The 15,764-nt window shown below is 60.6% G+C and carries 11 protein-coding genes and 1 pseudogene; 6 read left to right on the top strand and 6 right to left on the bottom strand.

What is annotated here, in order from left to right; translation table 11 throughout:
• The 3 genes from HMPREF0178_RS21890 to HMPREF0178_RS02525 form a co-directional block, all read right to left on the bottom strand.
• Positions 1-421 (bottom strand): UvrD-helicase domain-containing protein (locus HMPREF0178_RS21890; protein WP_009378763.1); only part of this gene is annotated, 421 nt, incomplete at its 3' end.
• Positions 422-436: 15 nt separating this feature from the next.
• Entirely contained in the window at positions 437-1,759 is a 1,323-nt protein-coding gene (locus HMPREF0178_RS02530; protein ID WP_009378761.1) for an ATP-dependent 6-phosphofructokinase, read from the bottom strand.
• 2 nt (positions 1,760-1,761) lie between these two features.
• Entirely contained in the window at positions 1,762-2,661 is a 900-nt protein-coding gene (locus HMPREF0178_RS02525) for an RNA methyltransferase (RefSeq protein WP_009378759.1), read from the bottom strand.
• 293 nt (positions 2,662-2,954) lie between these two features.
• Here HMPREF0178_RS02525 and HMPREF0178_RS02520 point away from each other — a divergent pair, with 293 nt between their 5' ends.
• From HMPREF0178_RS02520 to HMPREF0178_RS02510, 3 genes are read left to right on the top strand one after another with little or no spacing between them, the layout of a single operon-like run.
• Complete coding sequence (locus HMPREF0178_RS02520; protein WP_232281168.1) at positions 2,955-4,607, top strand: LysM peptidoglycan-binding domain-containing protein; 1,653 nt, start codon at positions 2,955-2,957, stop codon at positions 4,605-4,607.
• Positions 4,608-4,650: 43 nt separating this feature from the next.
• The gene (locus tag HMPREF0178_RS02515; RefSeq protein WP_009378755.1) at positions 4,651-5,325 is read left to right on the top strand and encodes a TVP38/TMEM64 family protein; all 675 of its coding nucleotides are present in this window, start codon (positions 4,651-4,653) and stop codon (positions 5,323-5,325) included.
• Positions 5,326-5,351: 26 nt separating this feature from the next.
• Positions 5,352-6,296 carry a DUF4037 domain-containing protein gene (locus HMPREF0178_RS02510; protein ID WP_009378753.1) on the top strand — a complete coding sequence of 315 codons (945 nt, stop codon included), beginning with the start codon at positions 5,352-5,354 and terminating at the stop codon, positions 6,294-6,296.
• Positions 6,297-6,347: 51 nt separating this feature from the next.
• On the opposite strand, the gene HMPREF0178_RS02505 is transcribed toward HMPREF0178_RS02510, so the two are convergent.
• Complete coding sequence (locus HMPREF0178_RS02505) at positions 6,348-7,166, bottom strand: tetratricopeptide repeat protein (RefSeq protein ID WP_009378751.1); 819 nt, start codon at positions 7,164-7,166, stop codon at positions 6,348-6,350.
• A 139-nt stretch (positions 7,167-7,305) separates the two neighbouring features.
• The gene (locus HMPREF0178_RS02500; protein ID WP_009378749.1) at positions 7,306-8,346 is read right to left on the bottom strand and encodes a DUF2776 family protein; all 1,041 of its coding nucleotides are present in this window, start codon (positions 8,344-8,346) and stop codon (positions 7,306-7,308) included.
• Positions 8,347-8,543: 197 nt separating this feature from the next.
• Between HMPREF0178_RS02500 and HMPREF0178_RS02495 the strand changes: the two genes are divergently transcribed.
• Positions 8,544-9,527, top strand: coding sequence for a DMT family transporter (locus tag HMPREF0178_RS02495; RefSeq protein WP_009378747.1), 984 nt, complete (start codon positions 8,544-8,546; stop codon positions 9,525-9,527).
• Positions 9,524-10,777 carry a peptidase U32 family protein gene (locus tag HMPREF0178_RS02490; RefSeq protein WP_009378745.1) on the top strand — a complete coding sequence of 418 codons (1,254 nt, stop codon included), beginning with the start codon at positions 9,524-9,526 and terminating at the stop codon, positions 10,775-10,777. Before HMPREF0178_RS02495 ends, HMPREF0178_RS02490 begins: the two co-directional genes overlap by 4 nt.
• A 199-nt stretch (positions 10,778-10,976) precedes the next feature.
• On the opposite strand, the pseudogene HMPREF0178_RS02485 reads toward HMPREF0178_RS02490, so the two are convergent.
• Positions 10,977-11,934 (bottom strand): annotated as a pseudogene (locus HMPREF0178_RS02485) (SAM-dependent methyltransferase).
• A 142-nt stretch (positions 11,935-12,076) separates the two neighbouring features.
• Here HMPREF0178_RS02485 and HMPREF0178_RS02480 point away from each other — a divergent pair.
• A complete protein-coding gene (locus HMPREF0178_RS02480; RefSeq protein ID WP_009378741.1) occupies positions 12,077-15,676 on the top strand; it encodes an FAD-binding and (Fe-S)-binding domain-containing protein in 3,600 nt (1,199 codons plus the stop codon).
• The last annotated feature ends 88 nt before the right edge of the window (positions 15,677-15,764 follow it).

Below are 15,764 nucleotides of genomic sequence, written 5' to 3'. Positions count from 1 at the left end.
CGGGCTCGAAGTCGGGAGGCAGATCCAGCTCCAGCGCGGTCAGCCTGACGATAAGATGCAGGAGGCTGTCGATGGTGCGGACGTTGAGAGCCCCATAGCGGCGGAGGATGATCCCCACCCATCTCCGGGCCTGCTCGCGTGTCCATCCGGGGGCGGGCTTGCCCGTACCGAGGGCGGTATCCTTAAGGCGCCCGATGATCCGTTCCTGCATTTCGGCGGCGGCGCGGTTCGTGAAGGTGACGGCAAGGATTTCCGGCCAGCCGTGCGGCCCGGAATGGACGGCGCTGCACCCGGAAAACGAACCGCCGCCAGCTTCCGCGGCACCCGAAAGGTGCTTCAGGAAGCTGGTGGTCAGTTCATAGGTCTTGCCCGAACCCGCCGAAGCGCGGATCTGCCTGAGCTGTGGATCGTGTGAGGACATGGAGGACACGGAATATTACGCTTTTTCGCCTTCGGGCAACATACCGGTCAATTCGCCCTGTCCCGTCGATTCGAGCACGGCACGCCACAGCCCCGAACGGATGTCGAGCTTGCGGCGTTTTTTGGTGACGAGGTCCAGCGGGATATGGACGTAGCGGTCCATAATCTTGGCAACGACCATTTCGGTCCTGCCCGCCATGGCGGCATGGACGGCGTGCTGACCGAGAAAACCGCAATAGACCCGGTCGTTGGCGTTAGCCGGGACGGAACGGATGATGTAGCTTGGGTCGATGTATTTGATGCTGATGGGCATTTTCCCGTGGAAATAGTCGACGATGGACGTCCTCAGCAGGCTCCCCACGTCGGACAGCACGGGATTCCCGGAGGCGTCGCGGGCCTCGTTCTGCTGGAGGAGATGCTGGCCCGCGCCTTCAGCCGCGATGATGACGGCGTGCCCGCGCAGTTTGAGGCGCCGTTCCAGCGCGGGGAGCAAGCCGCCGTCGCCGTGCAACTGGAACGGCGCTTCGGGGATGAGCACGAAATTGGCCTCACGCAGGGCGAGAGCGGACTGCGCCGCGATGAATCCGGACTCGCGGCCCATGAGCTTGACGATGCCGATGCCGTTGGGCGTGCCCACGGCTTCCACATGCGCGCAGCCGATGGCTTCGGTGGCCTTGTCCACGGCGGTGTCGAAACCAAAGGACTGCGGCACGAAATTGATGTCGTTGTCGATGGTCTTGGGGATGCCGATGATGGAAATGCGGATGTTGCGCTGGCGCACTTCCTTGGCGATGGCGGAGGCGGCCTTCATGGAGCCGTCGCCGCCGATGACGAAGAGGACGCTCACGTTGAGCCGTTCGAGCGCGTCGACGATTTCGGAAGGCGCCTGCGGCCCTCTGGAGGAGCCGAGGAGCGTTCCGCCGAACTGGTAAATATGTTCGACGCTGGCCGGCGTCAGCTCCATCACGTTGTGGCTGTAGGAGGGGATGAAACCTTCGAGCCCGTAACGGATGCCCAGAACGGAAGGGGTGTTGTAGGCGTGGTAGGCTTCAAGGACAATGGCCCGGATCACGTCGTTGAGGCCGGGGCAAAGCCCGCCGCAGGTGACGATGGCGCATTTGGTTTTGCCGGGATCGAAATACAGCTCCTGACGCGGCCCCGCTTCTTCAAAAAGCAGGGTCTGGTGGGTATCGATGTCCTCATCGTATTCGTGGCTCAGGCTCAGCATCACCTTTCCGGTATTGATCATGTTCCCGTAAGGAAGCGGAGAGGGGATTTTGGCTTGGCCGAGCGTGGCGATGGGGATTTCGCGGACCGGGATGCTGTATTCCGATGTCATGGCTATTCTCCGGACGGATTTTTTTCGAGATGCTGGCGGGCGAAGCAGCTTGTCAGGATGCCGCCCGCCTGCGCCACATTGAGCGAATCGAATGTCCGCAGCATGGGGATGTGCAGGAGATGGTGGCAGCGTTTGGCAACCTGCGGGCGTATGCCGTGTTCTTCATTGCCGAGGACGAGCAGGGCGGGGGTATGCAGGCGGGTGGTGAAGGCGTCGAGGCTGCCTTCGCCGAACGCGGCCCCGTAGATGAGGAATCCCGCGTCCCGCGCCTCATCCAGCGCCCGGGAGATGTTCATGACCTTGGCGACCGGAAGGCGTTCCAGCGCTCCGGCTGCGGCGCGGCGCGCACCGGCCCCCAGAAAGGTGCCGTTGTGACGGGGGATGACCAGCCCGGCCCCGCCCATCGCGTACAACGTACGGGCGAGGGTTCCGGCGTTGCCGGGGTCCTGCACCTGATCAAGCACAAGGATGAGCGGCAGGGGCGCGTCCGTAGCGTCCGTGAGCAGATCGGCGAACTCGGTGAAACCGGCCTCGAAAAGCCGGGCGACGACGCCTTGATGCCCGGCGGGGCAAAGCCGATCGAGGCTCTGGGCATCAGCAAGCGTAAAACGGACTTTGGCGGTACGGCACAGGTCGAGGATGCGATCCGTATCTTGCGAACGTTTGCCCTTGCGGACAAGAACGGCGTCGATGCGTTCCGGTTCCCGTTCCAGAAGTTCCAAAACCGGCTTGACGCCGGAGAGGACGGCTTGTTCTTCTTTGGAATCGGAACAGGAAGCATTTTCAAGAGATGCGTCCTGTTCGGCGGTCTTCGGGGCGGAACGGAACGCCTTGCGTGGGGAGGTATTTTTCTCTGTAATCATGAGATCCTTAACGGTTGTCACGTCTCGGAGGATTGCCAAGCACGGCCTCGTCGAGTAGACTGGATATGGATTTATGCCCCCGGAATGGCCCGGGGTAACATCACGAGGTGAGTAGAGTGTATCGTGTTGTCCTTCCCGCGTCTATGTTTCTCCGCAGGGCAATCGGAATGCGCTTGGACGGCGTTTTGTCGTCCTGTGTGGTTTTTCGCCCTTCCGGCGTTTTGGGGGTGCTGCTGTTGTGCGTCCTCGTTGCGCTGACCGGCTGCAGCTCCAAAAATATCACGAGCAAAGGCCCCTTTGTATTGCAGGAACCCTCCAAAGGATACCCTTCGGTGCCTTCCTCTTCGGGACAGAAAACGGGAACGGTTTATTTGCCTTCCGACGACGGCAGGCCGCTGACGAAAGCCGAACAGGAAGCGTTCCTGTCCGAAGGGGAAATCGACAGGAATCTGTCGCAGGAAGAGCTTGGGGACGTTCTGCTCCATTTCAAATATCTGGTGCATAAGGATCGTTATACCGTCGAGAAGAACCTCGAGCGCGCGCAGCTGTATATGCCGTTTATTTACGAGACGCTGCGTTCAAGGGGATTGCCGCGCGAACTGGCGTATGTCGCGTTTATCGAGAGCGGATACAACCCGATGGCGACTTCGAGCAGCGGGGCCGCGGGCATGTGGCAATTTATTTCGAGCACGGGCAAGCATTACGGCATGGAACAGGACTGGTGGATGGATGAGCGCCGCGATCCGTACCAGTCCACGCGGGCGGCGGCGGATTATCTCGACAAGCTTTATAAGATGTTCAACGACTGGCATCTGGCGGTTACAGCCTACAACGCGGGGGAAGGAAAGATCCAGCGCGGGCTCGCCGCTACCGGCGCCAAGACGTTCTTTGAGTTGCGCCGCAGGAACGAGCAGATTTACAGTGTCCGGGATCGCCTGTCCGATGAGAACAAGCAGTACCTCCCCAAGTTTTTGGCTGTCTGCAAGATAGTGCGCAATCTGGATAAATTAGGGTTTTCCTGCGCGACGTTCGCAAGTTCGTCGCAGATTGCGGAAGTCAGGGCCAAACCGGGGACGGACCTCATGCTGTTCTCCAAGAGCATCGGCATGAGCTGGGAGGAGTTTTCGGCGCACAACCCGGCGTATCAGCGCTATGTGAGCCACCCCTCGCGCTCCACCAAGATTTATGTGCCCCGCGCGATGGCTGGCAAGGCGCAGGCCCTGCTTTTCAAGCTGCCTCCGGCAAACAGCGGCAAGAGCTATGCCGGGCTGCGGGATTATAAGATTTCGCGTGGCGACACGATGGCGAGCATATCCCGGAAGACCGGCGTTCCGGTGGCGGAACTCCGGCGCATCAATCAGGTCAGCGAACCATTGCGTGCTGGCCGCGTGTTGAAGATCCCCGGAACCAACCGGACGGGCGTCGATCCTCGCGCGTTGGCATCCGTGCGGGAAGTTCCGTCGGCAAAGGGGACGTCCGTTGCGTCCGCCGGGCGTCAAGTGGCCCCTTCGCGCACGGTTTCCGCTTCCGCGCCGGTGCGTGAGAAAGTCGTATCAACCGCTTCCGCCGCATCGCACGAAGTGAAGCAGGGTGATACCATGTACTCCATTGCAAAGCGGTACGGCGTGACGCAGGAAGCGATCCTCGCCGCAAACGGCATGAAAAATCATAATATTAGCCTTGGCCAGCAGTTGCGGATTCCCGGCAAGGGAGCGGCGGTGGCGTCTCAGTCCGCTAAAACGGCTCCCGTAGCCTCTTCGGTTCGCCCTGTGGCTGCCTCTGGTTCCAGCGTTCCCGTTTCCCGCCCCGTGGCCGAGGCTAAGGCCACGAATAAGATCGTCCAGTATACGGTGCAAAATGGTGATACCCTCTGGGCTATTGCCCGCAAGTTCAACGTCTCTCCGATTGAATTGCTTTCGCTGAACAACATGAGCCGGAATACGGCCCTGCGCCCCGGCGACACGGTCCGCGTTGCGGTCAACTAAACAGGTGCGTGCCATACGATCCTTTGCCTGCTTCGACCAAAGCGTGCTGCGGTTTTTCCGGGCATGGCGCGGCGTCATTGCGCTGGCCGTCCTGCTGATCGGAGCGGGGTTGGCCTTGAGCTGGCTGGCGCCTCAGGCTGAAACCGTCACGCGCTGGATAGATGTCTATATGCCGAGCGGCTACATGGGGGGCTTTCTCTATGTCTGCTCGGTGGCGGTGCTGATTTGCCTCGCCGTTCCCCGCCAGCTGCTGAGTTTCGCCGGGGGGTATGCATTCGGCCCGTTGTTCGGAGCCGTGTTCGCAACGCTCGGGGTGACGCTTGGCTGTGTGCTGGCATTCGGTATGGCCCGGTACTGCGGGCGTTCCTTCGTTGAACGGAGGTACGGGGACAAGGCGGCCGCATTCAATCGTTATGCGGTCCAGCGCCCCTTCATTCTTGCTATCCTGACCCGTCTGTTTCCGTCCGGGAATAACTTGGTGTTCAGTCTGCTTGCCGGGGTCAGCCGCATACCGGCATGGCCTTTTTTTCTGGGGTCGTGCCTTGGGTATATCCCTCAAAATCTGCTGTTTGCCATGATCGGAAGCGGGATGCGCGTAGATGAAGGATGGAGGATCGGGCTCAGTGCGTTATTGTTTGGCGCCTCCTGTGCTCTGGGATGGTGGCTTTACAAGCGCTATGCCGCCGCGTACCCGATGGGGGCACGGAACGAACATTGAGCGTCTTGCAATGAAAAGGAAATGATATGAAAGGATTGGAACTTTCGAGGGCCTATTGGGAAAAGTGCGCGTTGCCGCTGTTCCGGCGGGAACTGCCCGCGTTTTTGGAACGCGCCGCTGTCGGCCTTGTCGGAGAAGGCTCCGAATGCTTTGGTTTTGATGATGAAATCTCCCAAGACCATGATTGGGGGCCGGGATTTTGTCTATGGTTGCCTGAAGGCGAATGGGCGGAATGGCAGGACGCCGTGGAAGCCTTGCTTGCCCGCTTGCCCGATACCTATGAGGGGTTCCCTGCCCGCATGGCGTCCGCCAAGCGTATGGGCCGGGTTGGGCCGTTGCCCATTGAAGGCTTCTATGCCCGGTTCATCGGGATGCCGCAGCCTCCTCAGACGTGGAAACAGTGGCGGCTCGTGCCCGAGCAGTTCCTCGCGGTAAGCACGAATGGAGCTGTGTTCAGTGATCGGCTTGGGGCTTTCACGGCTTTCCGTGAAGCGCTGTTGGGCTTCTATCCAGAAGATGTCCGCCTCAAAAAGATTGCCGCCCGGTGCATGGGCATGGCGCAGGCCGGTCAGTACAACTTGCTCCGGTCGTTGAAGCGGGGGGAGACGGCAACGGCCATGCTTGCCGCCGCGCGTTTTTCGGAACAGGCCATTTCAATGACGTTTCTTTTGAATAAGCGGTACATGCCGTTTTATAAATGGGCGCACCGCGGCGTTGAACAGTTGCCGATCCTTGGCAAGGAAACGGCTGCGTGCGTAACCGCGTTGGCCGGGCTGGATTGGCGTCTTGGCCCCAGTGTCGAGGCGGTAGCCGGGGATATTGTGGAATCGTTGTGCCGTGATGTGGCTGGGCGGCTGCGCTTGGACGGTTTGTCCGATGCCGACGGCGATTGGCTGGTGGATCATGGGCCGTCCGTTCAGGCACGCATCGAAACGCCGGAACTGCAGAGGATGTCCGTTATGCTGGAATAGCTTTCCCAGCGGATCGCATGAAAGGAAGGGGCCCAACGGCCCCTTTTATCATCATTGCGCTGCGGATTGTTTCGCTGCGTTGCGGCACAGGTTCAGGTTGTTGCGGCAGGTAACGGCCTCCGGGCTGTCGGAAAGCCCGAGGCTGTCATAGCAGGTGAGCGCTTCCTCAAGCGTATTGGCGGCTTTCTCCCACTGCGCATCCCCGGCCAGCGCCGCGCCGTAGTTGCCGAGCGAGAAGGCCGTTTCCGGATGGATGCCGAGGATTTCTTTACGGATGGATACGGCTTCCTGATGGTACAGGACTCCCTGACGGGTTTCTCCCCGCTCCTCACAAATGCGGCCGAGATTGTTCAGGCAGGTGGAAACGCCGAAACAGCGGCGGCCTTCCTTGGCTTCCCACAGATGCAACGCCATTTTCAGGTTTGCTTCGGCGGCGTCATATTTTTTGGCGGTGTACTGATGGGAGGAAAGGTTCAGCAGTGCGTCGGCGATGCGCAGATCGTCGGCGGGCAGGCTTTGCTTAAGAATGCCGAGCGCCCGTTCGCCGAGCGTTGCGGCCTCTTCACATTCTCCCCGCTCAGAACGGAGCCGGGCAAGGTTTTGCAGCCCGCCCGCCACATGGATGTGGTTCGGCCCGAACAGTTCCTCAAGAAAGCTCAGTGATTCGCGGAAGAACGTTTCGGCCTCTTCCAGCCGTCCTTGAATGTGCAGACAACGCCCGAGGCCGTCCAAAACCAGAACCCGGCCTCCTGCGGGCAGATCGGGTTTCAGCAGATCCCGGTAGATTTTTTCCGCGGCAAGAGCCTTGCCTTCCGCAAAAAACATCCGGGCTTCATTCAAGCGTCGCTGAAAATGTTCGTCAAGCTGCATAGGACTCTCCCTCTGGAATGAATGCCGAAGAGGCGGCGCGTGTGCCGCCCGACCGGGACAGTCGCCCCTGCCCGCGGGTGCGGGCAGGATCGGACAATGGAGACTGTAGGTCATTTCGCCCCAAAAGGCTACCGAGGGCTTAGCTGGAAGTGCCGCTTTCCAGAATGGAAACGATGGAGAACAGGGTGAAGCAGATCCCGCCAAGGCCGACCATGACCCGGGCCGGGACCATGTAGGCGGGGTTGATCGTCGCCGCCTCGAAGAGGAAGGCCGCGATGAACAGGCAGGTCAGAGCCGTCAGCACCGGGATGAGGGGGATGCGCTTGGCGAGGGGATAGGGATGCCGCCACACCAGCGCCAACAAGAGGACCTTGCTCAGGATGCTGTAGCAGACGATGCCGAGGCCGATAAGGACGAATCCGGGGGCGATGGTGACCGGGCTGTACTGGAAAATCAGCAGGTAAAGACCCCAAAGGATGTCGATGGTGCCCATGATGATGACCAGCCACGGCCAGAAGCGGCGATCCGCTTCAGAGTAGGTATTTTGGATCTGGCGCACGACGCTGGCGACGAGGGCGACGAGGCTTGCGCAGACCAGCCCTATGCCCGCCAAAACGTGTCCGGCCACAACGTTCGGCGCTTCGTCGGATCTGACGATATCGATTCCCCAGACGATACCGATCAGTGCGCAGATGATGGGGATGGCGAACAAAAGGGCGACCATGCCGCCGCTGAACGCTTGGTCGGGGTGGTGTCCGGGCCCGGCCTTGGAGTTGCTCGGGATGAGAATGAACTTGGTGGAGGATAAGGCTACGGTGGACACGCAGCATGTGATCAGCCCAAGGCCGAAGACGACATGCCCGGCGACGAAATGTTCGGCCCCTGTGCCGGAACGGACGAAGATCAAGCCTCCGATGATGCCGATGGCCGCGGCCACATACCCGATAAGGGGCAGGGCGACTTTGAAGGCCGCGCTGTAGGTATGGATGAGCTGGCGGATGATGGTCGCTGCCGTTGTAAACAGCGCCACGCAGATAATGCTCAGGAAGAGCACGACATGCCCGGCGACGTACGTGTTGGCGTCGCTGCCCATATCCCAGATGTACCAGCCATAGCCAAGGCAGATGGCGCCCATGGCCAGAGGGATGATCCTGAAGAGAACGCTGATCCAGTAATTCATGGCTTGCTCCTTTGCGGGTGGAATGTATGAACAGAGCCAAGCACACCGGATTTATGAATACCATTATAAATTAAATGGGTTAGATGTATTAAAACGGGGGTTCCATGCGTTGGCTCCCGGTGTTTCCGTTCGGAATGTCAGCTTTTCGGTTTAAGGGGGCTGGTCATTTCGGCGTTCCCACGGTAGAGCTGTGTCCCATGATGCGCTTTATCCAAAATCACGTTTCGTTGTCCGTACAGGCAGGGCTGGCGCTCTTCGGTGCCGTGCTCCTTTGGAGCAGTTCTTTTATAGCGCTCAAGATCGCGGTATCGGCGTTTGATCCGATGGTCATGGTCTTTGGCCGCATGTTGAGCTCCCTGGTGGCGCTGATGCTTTTGCGGGTGACCGTCTGGCGGCGTGCCGAGGCCCCTATGCTGCTGGACAGGCGGGTGACGCGCCGGGAGTGGAAGTACATTGTGCTGCTGGCGCTGTGCGAGCCCTGCTTCTATTTCGTGTTTGAGGGGTACGCCATGATCTACACGACCGCGTCTCAGGCCGGGATGGTCGTCGCGGCCTTGCCTCTGGCGGTCGTGGTCGCGGCGTGGCTGCTGCTCGGCGAACGCCCGCACCGGCGCGTCTGGATCGGGTTTGTGCTGGCCGTCGTCGGGGTCGTCTGGCTGAGCGCTGGATCCGAAGCCACGGAAAGCGCGCCGAACCCGATTTTCGGCAATTTCCTTGAAGTATTGGCCATGCTGTGCGGCGCTCTTTATGTAGTGTGCGCCAAGCAGCTTTCTTCCCGGTGTTCGCCGGTCTTGATCACGACCATGCAGTCGCTGATCGGCCTTCTTTTTTTCCTGTGCCTGCTGCCGCTTCCCGCAGTCAAACTTCCGGACAGTTTCCCCTTGTTGCCCACCTTGGCCATACTGTATCTGGGCGTCGGCGTGACCATGCTCTCCTTCTTGCTGTACAATTTCGCCGTCCGTTCCGTGCCTGCCTCGCGCACCGGGGCCTTTCTCAATCTTGTGCCCGTGTTGACGTTGTTCATGGGGATGGTTTTCCTCGACGAGCGGTTGACCGCAGGGCAATGGGCCGCTTCCGCGCTGGTGTTCGGGGGCGTGATCCTCAGCCAGTGGAAAACGGCGCAGTCGGAGGAAAAGGCAGATTCGTCGGCAACGGCTTCCGTTTCGGAAGGTGCGGAATGAAAGGAAGAGAGCGTTTGCCGGAGCTTCTGGTCCCCGCCGGAGGCCGGGAGCAGTTGGAAGCCGCCATCCTCTATGGGGCTGATGCCGTATACATGGGAGGGCCGGAACTGAGCCTGCGGACAGCCTGCGAGGGCTTCTCGGGTGAGGAGCTGGGGCTTGCCGTAGCTGACGCGCATACCGCCGGAGTGCGGGTGTATTATTGCCTCAACGCCATGCCGTATGACGCGCAATTGTCCGCCGTGGAAGCTGCGTTGGAGCGTTTGCCCGAGATGGGCGTGGACGGCCTCATTGCCGCTGATCCCGGCGTGATCTGGCTGGCGAAGAAACATTGCCCGTCAGTGCCGCTGCATTTGTCCACACAAGCCCATTCCGTAAACGGCGCTGCTGTGGCGTTCTGGCGTGAGGCCGGGGTGGAGCGGATCAATCTGGCCCGGGAGCTGGGCTTCAAACAGATCCGAGCACTGGCGGAAGCGTTTCCCGGTGTGGACTTCGAAGTATTCGTGCACGGAGCCATGTGCTTGGCCCTGTCCGGGCATTGCCTGCTGTCGGCGTGGGTGAACAACCGCCCCGCCAATCAAGGGCGGTGTACGCAGCCGTGCCGTTTCGAGTACCGCGGCCTGTCCTTGCTGGTGGAGGAGCAAAAGCGCTCGGGCGAAGCCCTGTGGGAGATCCGCGAGGGCGAAGCGTTCAGCGGTTTTTGGGCACCGCAGGACTTGTGCCTGCTGCGGTACGTGGGGTGCTTGGCGGACTTGGGGGTACGGGCGCTGAAACTGGAAGGTCGCACCAAAAGCGGCGGGTACGTCGCGCAGGTTGCGGACGTATACCGTACGGCGCTGGATCGGCACGCACGCCGCGAAGCGGGAGGTTCCGACTGCGGAAAGGTGGAGATTTCCACGGCGGCGTTGCTCGAAGAATTGTTTCATACGGCGTCACGCCCTCTGTCCACGGGCTTTTTCCTTCCCCGCAGAAGAGTGGAGACTCCCCCGGCTGGTTTGCTCCCCCGGCCCGTGGTGGCGCGGCTTGCGGAACCGGAGGGCGACGGCTGGAGGGTGCGGGTGCGTTCCCCGTGGTCATCGGATCGTGAAGCGTCCGTTCTCGTGCCGGGGATGCGGCGTCCGGCACTTCTCCCCGGCGCGTATCAGCTTGAAAACCACAGGGGAGAGCGCGTGGATCTCCTGCACCCCGGCATGGAGGGCGTGCTGCATTGCGAAATCGGCGGCCTCGGAAAGGGGTTGTACGTGAGGGCGTAGACGAGCATTTCCACTCTGAAGGGAGAATTCTTCCCAAGGCAATCTGTGCCGGAAAGGGCTGTGGGGCGAGATTGGGTAAGCCCAAAAGTCCTTGGAAGGGAGAGATGGGCTCCGCGCTCGTAGATTTTGGGAAGGGGAACGCGTTTCTCCAGAGTTCCCCTTTTCCAACGTTTCTAGGCTGTTTCAGAGCCCATCCATTCTACTGTTCCAGTTTCGCCCACGTGAGTTCGTGCTTGTTGCAGGACAGGTGCATAAGCCTCGAGCCAGGGATGGCCGCGAATTTCGCTGCGGTGGCGTGGTCCGTCTCGGCCTGGAATTTGAGGGTGCACACGAAGTTGCGGCAGCTCCCCAGCTCGATCCAGCGGCAGATGACCTCATACAGCTTGTCAGGGTAGCAGATCATGTCCGAGAACAGCCAGTCCACGGCTCCGGCATGGCGGGGATCAAGGGCGAAACCGCTGCCGATGCAGTGGCTCACGCCGGGCATGTGATCCACCTGCGGGGCGAGTGGGGCTTTGTCGATGCTGAAAACCTGCGCGCCGAGGCTGGCGAGCACCCATGTCCAGCCGCCGGGGGCCGAACCCAGATCAAGGCACAGATCGCCGGGGCCGGGGCGTTTGGGCAGCAGGGTGAAGGATTCCCAGAGTTTGAGGTAGGCCCGGCTTGGCGGATCGATCTTGTTTTCATGGAACTGCACCACGCCGTCGGGGAACGGCGACGAGCACCGGGCCGAAGCGAGGATGAGGTTGGGCTCCCACAGTGTCCATGAGCCGAGCGGGGCCGTGGGCGCGGCTTCGCCGAAATGGCGCGGCTTTTCGGAGACGTGGGGGAGTTTCTCCTGGATGAGGGAGGCCCGGCGATGGTTTTCCTCGGAATGCAGATGCCAGTTCCGCTGGATGGCGGTGAGCTTGCGTGCGCCGTCTCCGATGGATTCGATGGGCAGGAAAACGGGCGTTTCCCATGTGTTTTTGAGCCCAGGCTGCGGGGCGGGGCGCGCCCTTGGCGAGCACGAGCCTCCCCCGGACTTCAATGACCTCGTCTCCGAGTTCGGCAAGAAGATCTTCGAGAAAACCCTTCGCGGCAAGATATGCGGTAAAGGGAACCGTAATGGGGGATGCGTTTCCAGAAATGGAGGCGTCGGCGGATATTTTTTTCATAAAGAGAAGAAATGACCTCTGAGGGACAAAATCGGCTGAAATGTTTATGCCTTGCAAAGGCGGTGCCGAGTCTCTATACTCCACCTTTGTTTTATCCACAATCCGCGAATGGGGATTTCCCGCCAGACATAAGGAAACTCACATGCCTCATAAAGGCCCGCACATTTCCATTGCTCCTGATTTTGTTGTCAACCGCATTCTCCGCATCAATCTCGAAGACTTTGCCGACTGGCCGGAATCCGTGCGGCATCTGGCTACCGAAATCGCGGAAGAGTTGTTCCTTGTTGCATACAACCCCTTCGTGGATTCAGCCACGGTCAAGGCGAGTGTGAAGGAACGCTTCGATCGGGAAGTGTTTGCCCTGGCGCACCATTATGCGAATACCATAGGCGAAGGCATCACCCTGTTCTGGAGCGGGCATGAGGCCGAAGTCGCCTTCCGCAAGGAACTGGTCGAACGCTTGGGCGCCTTCCTGCCGCCCGACGCCATTGTCACCCGTCCGAGCGCGCTGGTGGCCTGTGCCACGGACGCCACCGACTTGCGCATGGAACTTCCGCTCATGGTCGTGGAGCCCGCCAACGCGGAACAGGTCAGCGAACTGGTCAAGCTGGCCAATGAATTGAAGTTCGCGCTGATCCCGCGCGGCGGAGCATCCGGGCTGACCGGCGGTTCGGTGCCCATGCGTCGGCGTTCCGTCATCGTCCGCACGACCCGGTTCACAAAGATGTCACCGGTGGATCATGAAAACATGAGCGTAACGCTGGATGCCGGGGTGATCACGCAGGCGGCCATCGACGCCGTGGCGAAGGAAGGGTTCCTCTTTACCGTCGATCCTGCTTCAAAGACCGCTTCGACCATCGGCGGGAACGTTGCGGAAAACTCCGGTGGCCCGTTCGCCTTCGAATACGGGACGACGCTGGACAACCTGCTTTCGTGGCGCATGGTGACGCCGACCGGCGAAATCATCAGCATTGAGCGCAAGAACCATCCCCGCCACAAGATTCTGCCTGACGAAGTGGCCGTGTTTGAGGTCAAGGACATCAGCGGCGGCGTGCGGAGCGTCGTGGAGCTGCACGGTTCCGAAATCCGTCTGCCGGGCCTCGGCAAGGACGTCACCAACAAGGCGCTCGGCGGCCTTCCGGGTATGCAGAAGGAAGGCGTGGACGGCATCATCACCGATGCGACCTTCATCGTGCATAAGAAACCCGCGCAGTCGCGGGTCATGGTATTGGAATTTTACGGACGCTCCATGCATCAGGCAGCCGTGGTCATTGGCCAGATCGTGGATCTGCGCAACCGCATCCGCGAGGAAGGCGATTACGCCCGTCTGTCGGCGCTGGAAGAGTTCAACGCCAAGTATGTGCGCGCCATCGAGTACCAGAAGAAGTCGGACAAGCACGAAGGGGTTCCCATTTCCGTCATCATCATTCAGGTGGACGGCGACGAGCCGTACCTGCTGGAAAAGTGTGTTCAGGAAATCGTGGATATTGTGGCCCCGCACGACAACGTGGCGCTCCTCGTGGCGAAGGATGAGAAGGAAGCCGAAGTTTTCTGGGAAGATCGCCACCGTCTTTCCGCCATCGCCCGCCGGACGTCCGGATTCAAGATCAACGAGGACGTGGTCATTCCCATGCAGCGCATCCCGGATTTCGCGCTGTTCCTCGAACAGCTCAATCTGGAATGCTCGGCTACCGCATACCGTCAGGCGTTGCAGGAGCTGGGGCGTCTGCCCGGCATGGCACTGGAGGACAAGGATCTCAACCGCGAGTTCGTCAATGTGACCCGCGTGGCGCAGGGCGGCGTCCCTTCCTCCGAGCTTTCTGACGAGGAAATGGAAGAACGCGCGGTGGAATTCCTCCGGCTCATGGCCGAGCGTTACGATCGCCTTGCCCCCAAGATCAAAAAAATCAGCGACAATATGCTTGTCGGCCGCGTTGTGGTGGCGAGCCACATGCACGCGGGCGACGGGAACTGTCACGTCAATATCCCCGTCAACTCCAATGACCTGCACATGCTTGAAATCGCGGAAGAAGCCGCCATGCGGGTCATGGCCGAGGCGCAGGAAATGGGCGGGGCCGTTTCCGGCGAGCACGGCATCGGCATTACCAAGATCGCCTTCCTCGGGAAGGACAAGATGGACGCCATCCGGGAGTTCAAGAACCGGGTGGACCCGCGCGACGTATTCAACCCCGCCAAGCTCACGCAGCGTGAGCTTCCCGTGCGTCCGTTCACCTTCTCCTTCAACCGCCTGATCGAAGACATCCGTCAGAGCGGCCTGCCGGATAAGGACCGGCTCATCAGCCTGCTTGCCTCCGTACAGATGTGCACCCGTTGCGGCAAATGCAAGCAGGTGTGCCCGATGATGTATCCGGAATGCTCCTACCATTTCCATCCCCGGAACAAGAACATGGTGCTCGGGGCGATCATCGAAGCCATCTACTATTCGCAGATCAACAAGGGGCGGCCCGATCCGTCCATCCTTGCCGAACTGCGGGCCATGATGGAGCACTGCACGGGATGCGGCCGCTGTACGTCCGTTTGTCCCGTGAAGATCCCCTCCGCCGATGTGGCGTTGCAGCTCCGAGCCTTCCTTGATGAAGAAGGCGCGGGCGGGCATCCCCTTAAAAGCAAAGTACTGAATTGGCTGGTGCGGAATCCCGCGCACCGTATCCCTCAGGCTGTCAAGGCGGCGGCGCTGGGCCAGAGGATGCAGAACAGGATTATCGGCGTTGTGCCGCAGGCCATCAAGAAGCGTTTGTATAACCCGCTGTTTTCAGGTAAAGGTCCGGAACCGGGGTATAGGAACCTGTATGAGGCGCTGCATCTGGAACGCGGGAACATCTTTGTGCCCCGCTCCGGGGGCGGTGCCCCGGTGCAGGAGAATACGGCGCTTAAAGAAGCGGTGTTGTATTTTCCCGGTTGCGGGGGAAGCCTGCTTTCCCGGACTATCGGTTTGTCAGCCTTGGGGCTGTTGCTGCGGACGGGCGTCGCTGTTATCCTGCCCGAAGCGCATTTGTGCTGCGGCTACCCGTTGCTGTCTTCGGGGGCCGACGCACAGTTCGCCTCCAACATGGCGCGGAACAAAAAGGCTTTGCAGTCGACCATCGCTTGCGCGACCAAGCGCGGCTTCCGGGTGACGCACATTGTCACGGCATGTGGTTCGTGCCGTGAAGGTATCGAACGCCTTGAGCCGTCGACGTTGCTTGGTGAAGGGGGCGGGGAACTCGTGCATCTCGACGTGATGCAGTTTGTGCAGGGCCGGATGGACGCCAATCCCGATCTGTTCAAAGGTAACATTCTGTATCATGCCTCCTGCCATCCCGAATGGGTCGGCGTCCACAAGGTAAAGGGCGTGCAGAAGCAGGCTGGCGCCATTGCCCGGCTGACCGGCGCGGCGATTGAAGTCTCGCCGGGGTGCTGCGGCGAATCGGGCATGGGGGCCATAGCGTCTCCGCTGGTGTACAATACGCTGCGCAAGCGGAAGATGGACGTTCTGGAAGCGGCTTTGGCCGACTATCCGGCGCAGAGCCCCATCCTCGTGGGATGCCCTTCCTGCAAGGTGGGCATCACGCGGAGCCTGATGGCCATGCATGAGCGCAGGCCCGTGCTGCATACGGTGGAATGGCTGGCGACGCTGTTGTTCCGCGAGCGGTGGGGCGAAAAATGGATTCGGGTTTTTCGGCGACGGATTGCGCCCAGTGCGGATGCGCAGGGCGTGCGGATTGTCGAATTGGATGGATGACCTCCCTTCGGAGGTTCCGGACGCGGCAGGACAAGGGGGCTCGTTCGGGACAGGTGCGACGGGGTAGCTCGGATTTGGTGATTTGAAA

It is taken from the genome of Bilophila sp. 4_1_30 (assembly GCF_000224655.1).
GTDB classification, from domain to species: Bacteria; Desulfobacterota; Desulfovibrionia; order Desulfovibrionales; family Desulfovibrionaceae; genus Bilophila; species Bilophila wadsworthia.
Note: the sequence above shows the minus strand (reverse complement) of the source record. Positions and strands in the feature narration are given on the sequence as shown.